This is a genomic window from Pseudarthrobacter sp. TE3704 (assembly GCF_056279405.1).
Window position 1 is genome coordinate 365,798 of record NZ_JBWCCJ010000001.1, and the last position, 15,069, is coordinate 380,866.

Sequence of the window (15,069 nt, forward strand, 5' to 3'; positions counted from 1 at the left end):
GCCGTGGAAGGCTGCAGATTGGGTTGATTTCCTGCTCCTACCGGACTCTCCAGAAAACGCCGATAATTGTGATTCTGTAAAGCTGACATGGATAAATTCGTGACTGCCTTGTTCATCCCCGACTCTGGAACGGTGATCCGCTCATGCATCACGAATCTCTACTCGTGGTCATAGCATCAGGCCTGTCAGATGTCAGCATTGGGGACGGCCATTGCGCTCACCCAGTAATCCCGTCCAAGTAATTACCGAAGGTTCCAGCGGCTTTCAACGGCGAGCTGACCTCAAGTCTGCCTCTGCTACGGGCGGTAAGCCTCCCACCACCAGCCGTGCTCCAGGAAGTAGATCAGGAACGGAGCCACGACCGCTGCAAGGGACAAGGCAATAGCCACAATTGTCATCCGTTTGTTGAAGAGTGACTGTTGCGTGCGATCTTGGTCGACGCGCTTTCGGTCTTCCTCAGCGTTTTGGATGGTCTGGTTTAGTGCAGCGAGTAGAACCTTGGTCTCCTCCAAATGTTGGAGCTGTTCCGCAGCTTGATAACGCGTGGGCGCCGGCGGCGGGGGAGCCGCCTGGTAACTAGCACCGTTGAGGGGCACCCCGCCGCTAGCTTCGGAGCGTAGGCGGCCAAAGCTATATGCGGCAGGCGAGGCCGCTCTTGCGGTCCGGCCGAGATTTTCCAGGCTGTTGGAAAAGCTGTCAGATGAGTTACTCAACGAATCCCCCGTCGATATTCAAGCAGCCGGATTAGAAGTTCAGCTCGCCGTCCCGGCGAGCTCCATCTCCAGATCCAGTTCCTTCGGCTTCACATTTCGCGGGCCTGCGGAGTGGTTGCGCGGATGATTCGGGTGCTCTTCCCGGATCCAGCCAAGGTAGGTACTGCTGTCTCCCGCGCCCAAGCGGAATGTGCCGGCATAGTCACAGCCGTCCACCGTGCATGCAAGCTCAGAATCAGCCATGTCGTCCCCCATCTCGAAGTGTTTGCTGCTCAGAGTACCTGTCGCGCTTATGCGCTGTCGTCGCGGGACATGAAAGTGTCCAGGATCTCGTCCATGGGTCGCCTACGGGAAAGCCCTGCCGAGCTGGAGTCCGATTACGGTGTACAGGATAGGCCGCGGCGCGTTGCTGCTGCCCGTGAGACTGACGCGGCCCGGTCTAGGCTGGGCCCGTGCAAATTATCACTGATACGGATCCCGAAGAGCTCGCCCGGCGTTCGGCTGATATAGCCCAGTCAGCCGCAGATGCTGCGTGGTTGTCGGCCTACGCAACTCTCGCCACCGCCATCTTGTCCTTCGGTCTTCTGGTCGGCGCCGTGCTTGCTTGGCGAGTAGCCAGGGACACCCTAGATCAAAGCAAGCGGGCCCACGAGCAGATGGAGAAGGACAGCGTAGAGCAGACCCGGCCCTATGTTTACGCAAGGATCGTTCCCAGTATCGGAGGATTTAACGCTTGGGACCTCGTTGTCCGAAATTCCGGGCGCTCATCCGCAAGTAACCTGACCATCACAGTTTCGGAGTGGCCGGAGTCGGACACGCTGACCGAGGCCCTGCGGACCATGTTTGAGCACCCGCAAATCTTGCCGCCCGATACCAGTATCAGGACATATTGGTTCCTGGGGCCGCGCGACCAGGCCGGCTCGAGCGGGGCAGCCGGCTTTGATATCCCCGTGGACCTCACGGTCAACTATTTCGGCAGTGGTCCCAATCCTCACCAGTACGTGGAGACTTTTCATCTCAATCCTTCTGTTCTCGGCCTAACGCCGCAGCCCGCTGCCGGCGTGAAGCTCAAGGAACCAACGGAAGAATTGCATAAGATGCGGGAGATCGTGCAGGCCCTTAACGAGCTGCGAAGAGGCCAGTAGAAGGGGCTTATGGACCCCCGGCGGAATTGTCCGTACGCACTCGGATTTGGTGAGCCCTTTCTAGGTTTAGAAGGAGGAGACATTTCTTGTGTTGACCTTGCCAATGTCACGGCATCGGTCCACATTCAAGCCATCCCAAAGGCATGCAAGACGACCGTCCGCACCTTCATTTTTCTGGCTATGCTCCCATGGGAAATGAGCGATCATCAGCCCAGGGCCCGAGGCGCGTACGCAAGAAACTTGACACTATCCAGTACAGTCAAAGTTAAAGGAACTACCCCTCATCCCAGTGCAAGATCCGATTCTGCAGCACTCGAAGACTGGAGTTGCAAGCCGACCCCGCGGCGTTGATTTTGCCTGGCGATAGTCACCGAACCCTCGACTTGCAAGTGACACGGAAGTCGCGGGAACATCGGGCATACCTCAAGAAGGACCCCTGTATGCCGCAGGGGTCTTCTCATTGCGAAGGCCAGAAAAACTGTGGATGATCTTCGTGCACAGTTGAATTTGGGGCGGCTGCTAACCTAAAAAGTAGATACAACCTACGCTGTTACGTGTAACCAAAAACCTATTGACGCCACCCGCCATCATGATTCATATGGGCCATCTGATAGCCAGCTTTCAGACCATGTGAACATCACCGTTGAATTGGTAACGGCATACGGCGCATACTGCCTTAACAACCTTCGAACCTCTGCAACAGCAGGGGTTCTTTTCTTTTAAGCACTGAAAGGAGCCAACCTCTACACCCTAAGTCAGCCTCAAAATCATGACCCCTCGAAGGACCGTCCCCTGGACGGTCCTTTTCTTTTGCCCTCATCCGAAAATTCCGGGCGCCGCAGACGCCCTCAGACACAGGAGGTCAACCTTGAAATCACATCCATATTCACGCTTTATCAACTGGACCGCGGCGACTTATATCGAGGAGCGGCGGCCGGGCACCGGGCAGTCTCAGGCGGTACTCACTTGGCTAAGGGCCTACGGCATTACAGCCGCAAGGGTCGATGCGTTCTTGCGGCTTAGCGGGCAGCACTCCGCGACGATGCCCAACGGGCTGGTCATGGACATTCTGGAGCTCAGCCACTCAAAGGTCCGGCAAACGCTAAAAGACGAATACCTGCTCGATGCGCTACTCCACACCTGGGGCGCCCTGGCAGATGTCTACGGCAGGGCAGCTACCCCGGCCGCCCAAGAAGTGGCCAGACTACTACTTCTGGACGAAGGCGGCCACGCGCTCATCATGGCAGAAGGCATGGGATACCCCGGAGAAGAAACATTGCTGAGGAGGTACTGGCTGGAGACCGACCTGCTGGACCTTTCCCAGATTCACAAAGGCACAGTGGGTTTCAAAGATGTCGGCAGGCTCCTCGAGGACATCAAGCGGCAGAGGAAGGAGCTTCCACAGCGGCCAACTCCTGTGCAGCTCCCACACCAGCAACAACCTACAAGGCCGACGTCAGCGCACAGGAAGACACCAACCCCTTCGGCATACCAGCGCCCAGGCACCTGCGCGCCTGGCCAGGACCCGGACCGACTCCCGCCTCTACCCACCAGCGGTCGGCATTGGCGTCACCCCTCTGCAGACCTGAACGATGGACTGTACGGAAACTGGCGCGACCACTGGGACAACACGTTGCCCGAACAGTAAAGCATGCGACTCCACCCCCCGCCGCTTACTTCGCGGCGGGGGAACGGCGCCTTCCTCCCGCCTGTTCGCACATGGACACCGCCCCTGGCGTTTGTGAGGCGATGCCGGCGGACGGCCTGACCTTGGCGAAACTCCTGCCAAGGTCAGCGCCGAAGTTCGATGGACGACCCTGCAGGGTAAACCGCGGGGTTATCTGGGAACGCGGGGGAGGGGCCTACTTCAACGCTGCGTGGCGGAGGTACTGGTAGACCGTTTCCCTGCTGATTGCGTAATCGCGGGCTAGGACGACTTTCGGGATACCGCTGCCGGCGCGTTCAACCAGTTCTGCTGCACGCTCGGGTGTCAGCGTCTTTTTCCGTCCTTTGTAGGCGCCGCGCTGCTGGGCCAGAGCGATGCCCTCGCGCTGGCGTTCCCTGATCAGTGAGCGTTCGAATTCGGCGAAGGCACCCATGACGGAGAGCATGAGGTTAGCCATGGGGGAGTCCTCACCGGTGAAGACGAGCTGCTCCTTGAGGAACTCCACCCGCACCCCACGTCGGGTGAGCCCTTGGACCAGGGCGCGCAGGTCATCGAGGTTGCGGGCGAGCCGGTCCATGCTGTGCACAACGACGGCGTCCCCGTCCCGGACGAACCGGAGCAATTCGGTCAGCTGCGGCCGTGCGGTGTCCCGGCCGGAGGCCTTGTCCGTGAAGACCCGGTCCAGGACCTGGCCTTCGAGCTGGCGCTGCTCATTCTGGTCAAGGGTGCTGACCCTTACGTACCCGATGCGCTGACCTTTCACGCCGGCCTCCGTTCGACGGTATTGAGAACGAGTGTTAGCCCGTTCAGGGACCACGTCAAGAGCCGCCGGAATGCGGGAACTAGCCCCAATTTAGATGACCCAGCCGGCTAACCCCGAAAAAATGCATCTGATGCAATACGCAGCCTTCAGCTTTACATAACGTCAGCTATCGGTGGTGAGGGGTAGGCGGTTTCGGGGTGGGGGAGCGACTATTGCCCGACTAGGCCGAGGCTGGTGAGAAGCGACGCATGCTTTAAATCTCGTCCATAATCATTTCCTGCCAGCAACCTCATCGTGAAAATCACAGGATCCGTTGACGCTGGCTGGGGAAACGTATCCATCTGGGCACCGTGTCGGGTCGTCGCGGCACGAAGCTTCCAGCACAGCACCATCCAGCTTCGCCTCGCTCGAAATGGTTCCCCGGAGGTGGGCGCCCCTCGGCTATAGGCAGGATTCACCAGGCCCGGGGACAGGGTGATACGGGCTTTTAGTGGTCAGCTTGAACGCTAGTCGCGCTCCATCCTGATCGTAACGAGGTAGGTACCTGGATCGTCAGGCGACTCATCTACACAGAGGGACTCCCTGCTGTAGCCGTTGTCCTCGCTTTTCATGCATCCGATGTAGTCGCCCGAGGTCGGTCCCTCCGCGACTCCCTCCATCCCGAAGCGGTTGGCTGCGTCTGCGAGGCTCACCGGGTGGTCGACTGACCATCCCGCGGTGAGCTTCAGGCAAGAGGTGTCGATGGAGAGGCAGCCTGGGTCAACATTGGGATCATCGCGGAACCTCACCACCCAGTCGCTTTCCGGAACATTGTCAACGCGCGCGAGCATCGCACTGGCTTTCTCCTCCTGCGAGCCTCCGCCTCCGTTGATCTCCTGCGCGAGAGCGGAGCATCCAGCGAAGCCGAGGATGGCGAGCAGAGTCACGGCTATCACGATGCCCCCGAGTATCCACCAGAACTTGCTCTCATTCTTCTTTTGTGGAGGCGGAGTAACGTGCCACTGAGGCTGAGGTGGACCATAGTATGGCTGATGCGGATACTGCCCCTGCGGGTATTGCCCTTGGGGCGGGTACGGCTGCTGCGGAGGGTATGGCGGTTGATTCTGCTGGTACGGGTCCATGCCGTAGCCTCTCTGATCGATTACTGCGCGCCCCGATGACTCTAGCCCTTCAGGCCTCACGTCTTCAGATATCGGCGTACCGGACGATCTTTGCGCTTCGGAAAAGCGAGCCCGCTTCGACGAGACCTAGGCAACTCGGGGAGGCCCCTCCTGGTTGCCTCAGCCCACTAGCTTCACATAAGGCCGGTTGAGGCCGAGCCCGAAGACTGGTGAATCGCAGCTCGATAAGACTTGCCTGCTTGAACCCGGCGAATCCGCCGACCTTCCCACTAAGCCTGGGGGTCGCGAGGCGGTCCCGGCTGTATAGGCCATGCCCTAGGAAGCTTCCTGGGGCTGGAGCGCGTCCACATCGTCGGTCAGGACAGTCAGTTCCACGCTCTCCGGCCGTTCAACGGTGCTGGTGATGGGCACCGTCGAGCCGGTGCGGGCTGATTCGAGGACCGACTCCATCACTTCCAGGACGTGGTAAGCCAGGGTTCCGCCGGCCCGGGGCTCGGCGTCCTGTGGTGTGGAGGCAAGGTCCGCGATGCCGAAGCCGCGTCCGGCGTCAACGTACCCGGCGGACACCGGAAGGGTTTCCCATTCTTCAGCGCCAAGAGCGAACAGCTGGACGTCGCCGTCAAAGTGGTTCGGGTCCGGCACAACCAGCGATCCGCGGTCGCCGTGGATCTCGATGTTCGGCGACTTGGACTTCACGGCGTCAAAGCTCATCACCAGGGTTGAGAGTGCGCCGGAGGCGTGTACCAGGACGCCGGTCACGTGGGAATCGATATTCACGGGGACCTTTTCGCCCTGGCGCGGCCCGGAGCCGATGGTCCGCTCATCGCGGGTGTGGCTTGCGGCGCCGATGACTGAGACGACGGGGCCCAGCAGGGTGACCAGGGCGGTCACGTAATAGGGGCCCATGTCCAGGAGGGGTCCGCCGCCGGGCTGGTAGTAGAAGTCCGGGTTGGGGTGCCAGCGCTCATGGCCTGGGGTTACCATGGTGGCGCTCGCGGAGATGGGGGCGCCGATCAGTCCGTCATCGATCGCCTTGCGGGCGGTCTGGATGCCGGTGCCAAGCACCGTGTCAGGAGCGCAGCCGACGACGACGCCCGCCTCGCGCGCTGCGTCCAGCACCTTGCGCGCCTGGCCGGTTGTGGCGGCAAGGGGTTTCTCGCCGTACACGCTTTTGCCTGCGGCGATGGCCTTCAGTGCCACCTCGGCGTGCGCCGCCGGGATGGTCAGGTTCAGGACGAGTTCGACGTCGTCCGCCGCGAGGAGCGATTCCACGGAGACGGCCCGGACGCCCTCGTATTGTTCCGCGACGGCCTGGGCGCGTCCGGGGTCGAGGTCCGCCACCGCCACCAGCTGGACGTCCCCGAGTTTCCGGAAACTGGCCAGGTACTGCGCGATGATGGCTCCGCAGCCAATGATTCCTACTTTCAACGGCTTGCCCACAGCAGGCCCCTTTCGATGATGGTGCGGACGTTGGTGTCCTGGAGGATTTCGACACGGTGGCCGGGAGTTGCGACGAAGATGCGGCCCTTGCCCCACTGGCGGGTCCAGATGGCCGGTGAGGTGACTTCGCGGTTCCAGGGGTCCCACTCCCGGACCTTCTGGGTGGTGGTGGCCAGGACGTCGATGTAGTCATCCGAGAGAACCCAGTACTGCTCGGTGACCAGGTCGAAGTCCGGGATGCCCTTGGTGATGGGGTGTTCCGCGGCTGCGGGCACCATGTTCACGGTGTAGGGCACGTAGTTGTCGGACTGTTCACCGACGCACTCATCAGCATGCTTGCCGGGGTGGCAGGCGAACTGGCCACCGATCAGGTGCAGGTAGTCGGAGGTGTTCCGGTAGGAATCGGCAATCCCGCCGTGCCATCCCGCCAGGCCGGTGCCGTTTTCCACGGCGGTTCGCAGCCCAGCGAACTCGTCCTTTTCGATGGTGCTCATGGTCATGCACTGCATGATCAGGTCCACGCCTGCCATGTAGCCGGCATCGGCGTAGACCTTGGGTGATTCCTCCACGCGGACGTCGTAGCCGTTGTCCTTGAGGTAGGGAATGAAGAGCTCGGTGGCCTCGTAGGGCTGATGGCCGTCCCAGCCGCCGCGGACCACCAAGGCATTCTTGCGATCTGTCATTGAGGATTTCCTTTGTTTATCCACCGGCACGCTGAGGGCCGGCAGGAGGTTCGGGTCAGCGGCTGGCGAACGCGGCGTCGAAGGCCGCTGCGGGCGGGGCAATCCGGGCGAGTTCCTGGACCATGGCCAGCGCCTGCGGTGCACCGATGAGCCTGTCCATTCCGGCGTCCTCCCATTCAATGCTGGTAGGGCCGTCGTAGCCGATGGCATTCAAGGTCCTGAAGATCCGGTTCCACTGGACGTCGCCGTGGCCGGCCGTGACAAAGTCCCAGCCGCGCCGCGGATCCGCCCACGCCAGGTGGGAGCCCAGGCGGCCGTTGCGGCCATCAAGCTGCCGGACCGATTCCTTCACATGGACGTGCAGGATGTGTTCGGCGAAGTCCTGCAGGAACATCACCGGGTCCAGGTCCTGCCAGATGAAGTGGGACGGATCGAAGTTCAGTCCGAAGCTCTTGCGGTGCCCAATGGCTTCCAGGGTGCGCTTGGCGGTCCAGTAGTCGTAGGCGATTTCGGAGGGGTGGACCTCCAGTGCGAAGCGGACACCCTCCTCCTCGAAAACGTCCAGGATGGGGTTCCAGCGGTCGGCGAAGTCCTGGTAGCCGGCGTCGATCATTGCCTCGGAGGCGGGCGGGAACATGGCGACGGCCTTCCAGATGGAGGAACCGGTAAAGCCTGTAACCGTCCTGACGCCGAGGCACGCGGCTGCGCGGGCTGTGTCCTTCATTGACTCGGCGGCCCGGCGGCGGACTCCTTCAGCATCACCGTCGCCCCAGATTTCCGCGGACAGGATGCCCTGGTGGCGTTCGTCGATGGGGTCGTCGCACACGGCCTGGCCGGTGAGGTGATTGGCGATGGCGAAGACTTTCAGGTGGTTCTTCTCCAGGATGTCCAGCCGGCCCTGGAGGTAGTTGTCGTCCTCGGCGGCGCGGCGCGGGTCCAGATGGTCGCCCCAGCAGGCGATCTCAAGCCCGTCGAAGCCCCACTCGCCAGCGAGCCGGGCCACCTCCTCAAAGGGCAGGTCGGCCCACTGGCCGGTAAAAAGAGTGATTGGTCGTGTCATGGCCGTTCCTTGTCCTGTCGTCATATGCCTTGACCTTTTGCCATTGGCTGGAGTTGGCGGCGCTGGCTTCCACGGCACCGGACAGGTACCACATGCCGGCGCCCCCGCCGGCGCTGGGGGCGCCCGGTCCGGAAGCGCCGCAGGCGGTGGTCGCGGCGACAGCGAACGGAGTCAGGGCGGCAAGGGCGAGGAAAGAGCGGCGGGACGTCTGGGGCTGCTTCATTGCTTCTCCATCTGGGATTACTTCTTTGCAAGACGGGGCCCGTAGCCCAGCATCACCGATTCGAAACATTTCGAAAGGGTGATTTAGATCACGCTCTAAACTAAAGTGCCTGTCCCGTTGAGGTCAAGAGGGCTGGGCTGAAATTTTCTGCTCACACCCGGACCTCCCTTGACCGTTAGGTAGCTGCTTCTGCAGAATGAAGCTCACGAAAAATTCGAAAGGTTGCGAAGCCGTGAGATCGCTGAAGATTCCGGAGCAGGCCAAGCCAACGCTTGCCATGGTCGCGCTGCAGGCCGGCGTTTCGGCGCCAACCGTTTCGAAGGTGGTGAACGGCCGCGATGACGTAGCGCCGGAAACCCGTGCCCGTGTCCTGGCGGCTCTCGAGCAAGCCGGGTACCGGTCCCCGGTGCAGCGCCGCTCGGCCGTGGAGGCCGGCACTGTTGTCGAGGTGGTCATGGACGTCCTGGACTCCGCCTACATGATCGAGGTCCTCAACGGAATCCTGCAGTTTGCCGCCGCTGCCGACGTCGAGATCATGGTCAGCGTCACCGGCCCGTCACCCTCGAACCTGCGCAGCCCTGAGCGCCGCGCGCAACGCATGCTGGACGAGGGCAGGGCGGGAATGATCGTAGTGACGTCCGCTTTCAGCGAGGCCCAACTGCAGGCGTTCCGCCGGCGCAAGATTCCCGTCGTCGTCATTGACCCGTTCAACCCGCCCTCAGCGGATGTGGTAAGCGTCGGGGCAACCAACTGGGCCGGCGGCAAGGCCGCGACGGAACATCTGCTTGACCTGGGGCATCGGCGGATCGCCTATATCGGCGGGATAGAAAAGGCCGAATGCAACCAGGCCCGGCTGCACGGCTACATGGCCGCTTTGATGGCCCGTGGCGTCACAGTGGACCCCAAGTACATCGTGTCCGGTGGCAGGTTCCGCCGGGAGAGCGGCGTTGCCGGATTCCAGGCACTGCTTCAGTTGGACCAGCGGCCAACGGCAATATTCGCCGGAAGCGACGCGATTGCACTGGGCGTCCTCAGTGAAGCTGGCCGACGAGGGGTCAGTGTTCCCGAGGACATCAGCCTCATCGGTTTCGACGGGACAAAACAGGGTGAGGAATCCGTGCCGTCACTCAGCTCCGTGGCCCAACCGATGGAGGAGATGGGCCGCGCGGCACTTCGATCACTGCTGCGCCAGGCGCGCGGGGAGGTCTTGGACTCCCACCGCGTCGAGCTTGCCACGCACTTGATTGTCCGGGACTCCACCGCCCCTCCCGCGGGCGCTGCAAAGGGATGAGTTTCCGCCGATGCTGCTTCGTTCGCTGATGGGCTTCAACTTTGGAAGAAGGTAGCGGGGGTTTCTCCGGAGAGGTGGGTGACGATTTCTTTTGCGAGGTCCTGCAGCGTCTTATCGCTGGCCTTCGACGCGTTGGTCAGGATGGTCATGGCCTCGTCCTGGCTGCAACGGTTCTGCGCCATGAGTATCCCGCAAGCGATGCTCACGGGTGTCTGGCCTTCCAGGGCTGACCTTAGCTCTCCTACGGTGTTTTGGGCGTCCTTGATTTTCAGCACGAGGCGGATAGCTTGTGAGGCTGCGCCTGCGAAGGCAGCGGTTTCTTTGATCGTCTGGTCGTCGAAGACCCGGCCGGAGGCAAAGAAATTGAGTGCGGCAGTGGAATCTCTGCCGATGTGCAGGGGCATGCCGAGAACGCTTCGGCAGTTCTGGGAAGCGAGTTCCTGCTGGTAGGACGGCCAGCGGGGGTCACTCGCGACATCTTCCAGGAGCACCGGGGCAAGGGTTCGCAGGGCTTCCACGCAGGGTCCTTGGCCCATGCGCTGCTCAATTTGGTCCAGACGGACAGCGCGCGGGCTGCTGCCGGCGACGGTAACGCGGCGGCTTCCCTCCTGGAATGTGATGCCGCAGTCAATGGTGCTCCGGGTACGTCCACTCAACGTGGCGGCGGCGACACCCGACAGACCACTGAGAAAGTCCTCAACGCTTTCAGCACTGATCAGGAGGTTCTGAAGCTCCATCACGGGCGGCCGTGGTTCAGGGGTCATGGGCATGCCTTAACGTAAACGGGAGCCGTGTCATGGACAACCCCCGGCGCCCGTCCCGGGTATGACATCATCACCGCAACGTCCGTGCGTCGATGTCATTCTGGGCGATGGCTGCGAGGGACCGAAGTACCAGCTCGTCAGATGCAGTGAACGTCCTGGGTTTCTGGTCGATGACGCACAAAGTCCCAATGTTCCACCCACGCGGACCGTGCAGGGGATAGCCGGCATAGAAACGGATGTAAGGGTCCCCGATGACGAGTGGATTCGAAGCGAATTGCTCGTCAGTCAGAGTGTCGTTTATGACCAGCATTGAGTCCCGCTTCACTGTCTCTGCGCACAGTGCGATTTGACGTGGGGTTTCCTCCCGGAGAGGGCCGATAGCGGACTTGAAGAACTGGGCGTCCTTCGCGATCAGTGACAGTGAGGCAGCGCCAACGCCGAAGTACTCCCGGGCAGCATTTACTACCCGATCAAAGGTTTCCTCCGGACCTGTGTGGAGGAGGTCAGTTTCCCGCAACGATGCCAACCGTTCCTCCTCTGCCCGTTCAGGGGTAAGAAGGAACCTGCCCGCCGCTCCCAACGCAGCCAGGAGATCCTCGTCAGACCTCTTCACCACGCCATCCGGTTGATCGGATCTGCGCGGAATGGACTGTGGGGGCCGCCGCCTTGCGGTGGCCTCCTTCCCCTTCGGGTCAGTGCCGTGCCCATGTTCAAAGTCGGGAAGGGCAAGGACGCCATGAAGGTAGGCGCGCAACTCAAACTCAGAACACGGGGCGTGGCCGAAATAGGAGGGCCAAAGAACCTGTGGTTGCAAACCGTCGACGACCAGTGCTGCAAGTTCCAGCCGCCGCTTCGCCGCTTCATCCATACCTTCCACCTCCAATCTGGCAGTGCTTCTGGCTGCCCCAGCGTTTCGTAGTGCAAGAAGCCATAGTGATAAGTGTACTTACTACTTCAAGGAAGCGGAGCGGCGATCGGTGAGGGAGTTCGCCATGTTGCCGATGTTGTATTCACCGGAGTCGAAGGCGTTCTTCTTGGCCTGGACGGGGGTGGTATCACCGCGCCGGCAGCGGGGCCGGGCGCGCCTTCGCGAGTGTCACTCACGGTACGACGGGTGCCATCCCAGCAACAATTAGAAAGTGTACTTACTATTTATTAGTAATCATGCTTACTATTGCGTCAGTGCTGATGCATCAACAGCAGCTGACCTGACGGAAAGAGAGCATGATGACTGAAAATCAGTGGACCAACGTTTCGGGGTCGTCCTCGCAGGACACCGAGATTACGACCGTCGGAACGACCCCTTCCGTTACCCAGGCGTCCGAAGGCGCCCCCGAATCCAAAAAGCAGGTCGCGAAGGAAGAAGCGTCCAATGTCGCCGGGCATGCCGCCAGCGCCGCGCAGGGCGTTGCCCAGACGGCGAAGGAAGAGGCCGCCCACGTGGCCTCTGAGGCGAAGTCCAGCGCCAAGGATCTGCTGTCCCAGGCGAAATCTGGTCTGTCCAACCAGGCCGGCACCCAGCAGCACAAGGCTGCCGAGGGTATCCGCACTCTTTCCAGCCAGCTGCAGACCATGGCTGAGGCACCCGAGCAGCAGGGCATCGCCAGTGACCTGATACGGCAGGCTGCCCAGCGCAGTGAATCCGTGGCTTCGTGGATCGAGAACAAAGAGCCTGGCGACCTGTTCGGCGAGGTCCAGAGGTTCGCGCGCAACCGTCCCGGCACCTTCTTGCTGCTGGCAGCAGGGGCAGGGATCCTCGTGGGCAGGCTCGGCCGCGGCCTTCAGGCAGGGGCCCCGGGATCCCAGGCTTCCGCTGGCCAGCGACCCCTTACATCAGGGCAAACCCCGCGGACGGTTGGAGCTCCGGCCCGGCAGGAGAGCGTGTTTGCATCCGGCAGCGCCACGGATTTTTACGAAGAGCCAGTTGTAGCCGGCGGCGCTCCGGTATCCACCTCGGCCCTGCCGTCAGGCACAGCCGAAGATACGCCGCTGCGGTTCGAAGATGACCTGTACCAGGCCAAGGAAGGACGGCACCTGTGAGTAGTCAGATACCGGAGATGCCGCCGAGTGAGGCGCATCAGAAGGCGGATAACGCGTCGCTGGGTGAGTTGCTGGGTGATGTGACCCGGGACCTGTCTACCCTGATGCGTCAGGAAGTGGAGCTCGCGAAGGCCGAAGCCAAGCAGTCTGCCACGAAGGCCGGGAAGGGCGCCGGGATGCTCGGCGGGGCTGGCGTGGCCGGACACTTCGTCCTGGTCTTCCTGTCCCTGGCGCTGATGTTCGCCCTGGGCGCCCTGATGCCGCTGGGCTGGGCCGCCGTGATCGTCGCCGTGATCTGGGGCATCATCGCCGCGGTCCTGGCCTCGATCGGGCGCAAGGAACTCAAGCAGATCAAGGGCATGCCCCAGACCGGCGAAACACTGTCCGAAATTCCCCCAACCCTAAAACCAGGTGAGGTAAACCGATGAGCGATAACCCGGACGCAATCCGCCAAGACATTGAAGCCACCCGCGCGCGCCTGGGCACCAACGTGGACGCCGTCGCGGACAAGGTCACCCCGTCCAACATCGTCCACCGCCAGACCGACAAGGTCAAAGACGCCGTCAGCGGGGTTAAGGAGAAGATCATGGGAGCAGCAGACACCGCCACCACCCGGGTCCAGGACAGGGTCCACACCGGCACCGAACACACCGGCAACGCCCTGCACAGCACCGGCGACACCCTCCACGGGGCCAAGGACAACGCCGCGGCCAAACTCAGCGACGCCGGCACCGCGATCTCCCACGCACCGGACCAGGTCAAAGCCAAAACCCAGGGCAACCCCCTGGCCGCAGGCCTGATCGCGTTCGGCGCCGGGATGCTCGTCTCGTCCCTGATCCCGGCCAGCCAGAAGGAACGCGAAGCGGCCGACCAGCTCAAGACCGCCGCGCAGCCTCTGGCCACCCAGGTCACCGACGCCGCCAAGGACATGGTCCAGGACCTCAAGGAACCGGCCCAGGAAGCCATGGAAAACGTCAAGGCCACCGCCACCGACGCAGCCCAGAACGTCAAAGCCGAAGGCCAGCACGCCGCCACCGACGTCAAAGACCGCGCCACCGACGCCAAGGACAACGTCCAGAACACATGAGCGGCCGGGACCAGGTCCGAAAGCCTCCCCGTGACCCAGCGGGGAGGCCGCCGGACCCCGACCAGCAATCACCCGCTGCCGGCGGTCCGCGGCACATGAAGGCACAGCCGGGCACTGTTCCGGAGCAATGGGCCACCCACAAGCTCGTCAGCATCGCTGCCCGACTCGATGAGCGGCGGCTCAACCGACGGTTGGCCAAGCTCGGACTGACCACAGGATCGCTGGACGCACTCGAGACAACGGCGGAACTGGAATCAACAACGGCGACGGAGCTGGCCGAAATGCTCTGCGTGAGCAGGCAAAGCCTGGGCAAGGTGCTGCGGCGGCTTCAAAACCTCGGATTCCTGACCAAGGAACCGGGTAGGGACGGCCGGAGCGCCGACATCCGCCTCACCGCGGAAGGCCGGGCTGTCCTTTCCGCAGCCGGGGAACTCATTCATGAGGGCACGGAAGCGGAAGCGCCTGAGGATGCGTTGTTCCGCCGACAGCTGGAAAAACACATCCTGCGCCTCCGGAACTCTGAGCGGACCACCGCCGCCCGGCACACAAACATCGATCGGCAAAAGAAGAATTCCACCACGACAGGAGCAACCACATGGCGACAACCAACCGCACCACCGGACCCAAAACCACCGTTCAAAAAGCAGCCCAGGCAGTAGGCGCCGTTTTCCTGCTGGTCGGAGTCCTCGGCTTCATCCCGGGCATCACCAGCAACTACGAAGCGCTCTCCTTCGCCGGACACGGCTCCGAAGCGCTCCTGCTGGGCATCTTCCAGGTCTCGATCCTGCACAACATCGTCCACCTGCTCTTCGGTGTCGCCGGGATCCTGATGTCCCGCACCAACACACAGGCCCGCAGCTACCTGCTCTACGGCGGCGTGATCTACCTCATCCTGTGGCTGTACGGCCTCATCATCGGCCACGACACCCCCGCCAACTTCGTTCCGGTCAACACCGCGGATAACTGGCTGCACTTCGTCCTCGGCATCGCCATGATCGCCCTGGCCATCCTGCTCTCCCGCAGCACCACACGCACCACCGGATCCACCCACCGCTAACCCGCGCGCCCCACGC

The 15,069-nt window shown here is 62.2% G+C and carries 17 protein-coding genes; 8 read left to right on the forward strand and 9 right to left on the reverse strand.

The genetic code is table 11. From position 1 onward, the window contains the following. Nucleotides 1–752 precede the first annotated feature (752 nt). Entirely contained in the window at nucleotides 753–956 is a 204-nt protein-coding gene (locus ACZ9BC_RS01760; RefSeq protein ID WP_476244460.1) for a hypothetical protein, read from the reverse strand. 209 nt (nucleotides 957–1,165) lie between these two features. Between ACZ9BC_RS01760 and ACZ9BC_RS01765 the strand changes: the two genes are divergently transcribed. After that, complete coding sequence (locus ACZ9BC_RS01765) at nucleotides 1,166–1,858, forward strand: hypothetical protein (RefSeq protein WP_476244461.1); 693 nt, start codon at nucleotides 1,166–1,168, stop codon at nucleotides 1,856–1,858. An 868-nt stretch (nucleotides 1,859–2,726) separates the two neighbouring features. After that, entirely contained in the window at nucleotides 2,727–3,506 is a 780-nt protein-coding gene (locus tag ACZ9BC_RS01770; RefSeq protein WP_476244462.1) for a hypothetical protein, read from the forward strand. A 214-nt stretch (nucleotides 3,507–3,720) separates the two neighbouring features. Here the strand turns inward: ACZ9BC_RS01770 and ACZ9BC_RS01775 are convergent, their stop codons facing one another. The 6 genes from ACZ9BC_RS01775 to ACZ9BC_RS01800 form a co-directional block, all read right to left on the reverse strand. Beyond that, nucleotides 3,721–4,287 (reverse strand): recombinase family protein, encoded by a 567-nt coding sequence (locus ACZ9BC_RS01775; RefSeq protein WP_476244463.1) that lies wholly within the window; start codon nucleotides 4,285–4,287, stop codon nucleotides 3,721–3,723. Nucleotides 4,288–4,793: 506 nt separating this feature from the next. Then, the gene (locus ACZ9BC_RS01780) at nucleotides 4,794–5,213 is read right to left on the reverse strand and encodes a hypothetical protein (RefSeq protein WP_476244464.1); all 420 of its coding nucleotides are present in this window, start codon (nucleotides 5,211–5,213) and stop codon (nucleotides 4,794–4,796) included. A gap of 510 nt (nucleotides 5,214–5,723) precedes the next feature. Beyond that, a complete protein-coding gene (locus ACZ9BC_RS01785; protein WP_476244465.1) occupies nucleotides 5,724–6,848 on the reverse strand; it encodes a Gfo/Idh/MocA family protein in 1,125 nt (374 codons plus the stop codon). Beyond that, nucleotides 6,833–7,531, reverse strand: a complete 699-nt coding sequence (locus tag ACZ9BC_RS01790) for a ThuA domain-containing protein (RefSeq protein WP_476244466.1) — start codon at nucleotides 7,529–7,531, stop codon at nucleotides 6,833–6,835. Before ACZ9BC_RS01790 ends, ACZ9BC_RS01785 begins: the two co-directional genes overlap by 16 nt. Before the next feature lie 55 nt (nucleotides 7,532–7,586). Continuing rightward, nucleotides 7,587–8,591, reverse strand: a complete 1,005-nt coding sequence (locus tag ACZ9BC_RS01795; RefSeq protein WP_476244467.1) for a sugar phosphate isomerase/epimerase family protein — start codon at nucleotides 8,589–8,591, stop codon at nucleotides 7,587–7,589. Beyond that, nucleotides 8,539–8,814, reverse strand: a complete 276-nt coding sequence (locus ACZ9BC_RS01800) for a hypothetical protein (protein ID WP_476244468.1) — start codon at nucleotides 8,812–8,814, stop codon at nucleotides 8,539–8,541. The genes ACZ9BC_RS01795 and ACZ9BC_RS01800 overlap by 53 nt, the downstream gene beginning before the upstream one ends. A 277-nt stretch (nucleotides 8,815–9,091) precedes the next feature. On the opposite strand from ACZ9BC_RS01800, the gene ACZ9BC_RS01805 reads away from it, so the two are divergent. Continuing rightward, nucleotides 9,092–10,105: a LacI family DNA-binding transcriptional regulator gene (locus tag ACZ9BC_RS01805; protein WP_476244826.1), complete on the forward strand. Its 1,014-nt coding sequence runs from the start codon at nucleotides 9,092–9,094 to the stop codon at nucleotides 10,103–10,105. Between the two features lie 35 nt (nucleotides 10,106–10,140). Here the strand turns inward: ACZ9BC_RS01805 and ACZ9BC_RS01810 are convergent, their stop codons facing one another. Further along, on the reverse strand, nucleotides 10,141–10,869 hold the full coding sequence (locus ACZ9BC_RS01810) for a GAF and ANTAR domain-containing protein (RefSeq protein ID WP_476244469.1): 729 nt from the start codon (nucleotides 10,867–10,869) through the stop codon (nucleotides 10,141–10,143). A 70-nt stretch (nucleotides 10,870–10,939) separates the two neighbouring features. After that, nucleotides 10,940–11,482 carry a GAF domain-containing protein gene (locus ACZ9BC_RS01815; RefSeq protein ID WP_476244470.1) on the reverse strand — a complete coding sequence of 181 codons (543 nt, stop codon included), beginning with the start codon at nucleotides 11,480–11,482 and terminating at the stop codon, nucleotides 10,940–10,942. A gap of 614 nt (nucleotides 11,483–12,096) precedes the next feature. Here ACZ9BC_RS01815 and ACZ9BC_RS01820 point away from each other — a divergent pair. From ACZ9BC_RS01820 to ACZ9BC_RS01840, 5 genes are all read left to right on the forward strand, one after another. Further along, entirely contained in the window at nucleotides 12,097–12,909 is an 813-nt protein-coding gene (locus tag ACZ9BC_RS01820) for a hypothetical protein (RefSeq protein ID WP_476244471.1), read from the forward strand. Between the two features lie 17 nt (nucleotides 12,910–12,926). Continuing rightward, entirely contained in the window at nucleotides 12,927–13,337 is a 411-nt protein-coding gene (locus ACZ9BC_RS01825) for a phage holin family protein (RefSeq protein ID WP_275726975.1), read from the forward strand. Beyond that, a complete protein-coding gene (locus ACZ9BC_RS01830; RefSeq protein ID WP_476244472.1) occupies nucleotides 13,334–13,996 on the forward strand; it encodes a DUF3618 domain-containing protein in 663 nt (220 codons plus the stop codon). The genes ACZ9BC_RS01825 and ACZ9BC_RS01830 overlap by 4 nt, the downstream gene beginning before the upstream one ends. Before the next feature lie 95 nt (nucleotides 13,997–14,091). Next, nucleotides 14,092–14,655, forward strand: a complete 564-nt coding sequence (locus ACZ9BC_RS01835; RefSeq protein WP_476244473.1) for a MarR family winged helix-turn-helix transcriptional regulator — start codon at nucleotides 14,092–14,094, stop codon at nucleotides 14,653–14,655. Next, nucleotides 14,592–15,053: a DUF4383 domain-containing protein gene (locus ACZ9BC_RS01840; protein WP_476244474.1), complete on the forward strand. Its 462-nt coding sequence runs from the start codon at nucleotides 14,592–14,594 to the stop codon at nucleotides 15,051–15,053. The genes ACZ9BC_RS01835 and ACZ9BC_RS01840 overlap by 64 nt, the downstream gene beginning before the upstream one ends. Nucleotides 15,054–15,069: the final 16 nt, after the last annotated feature.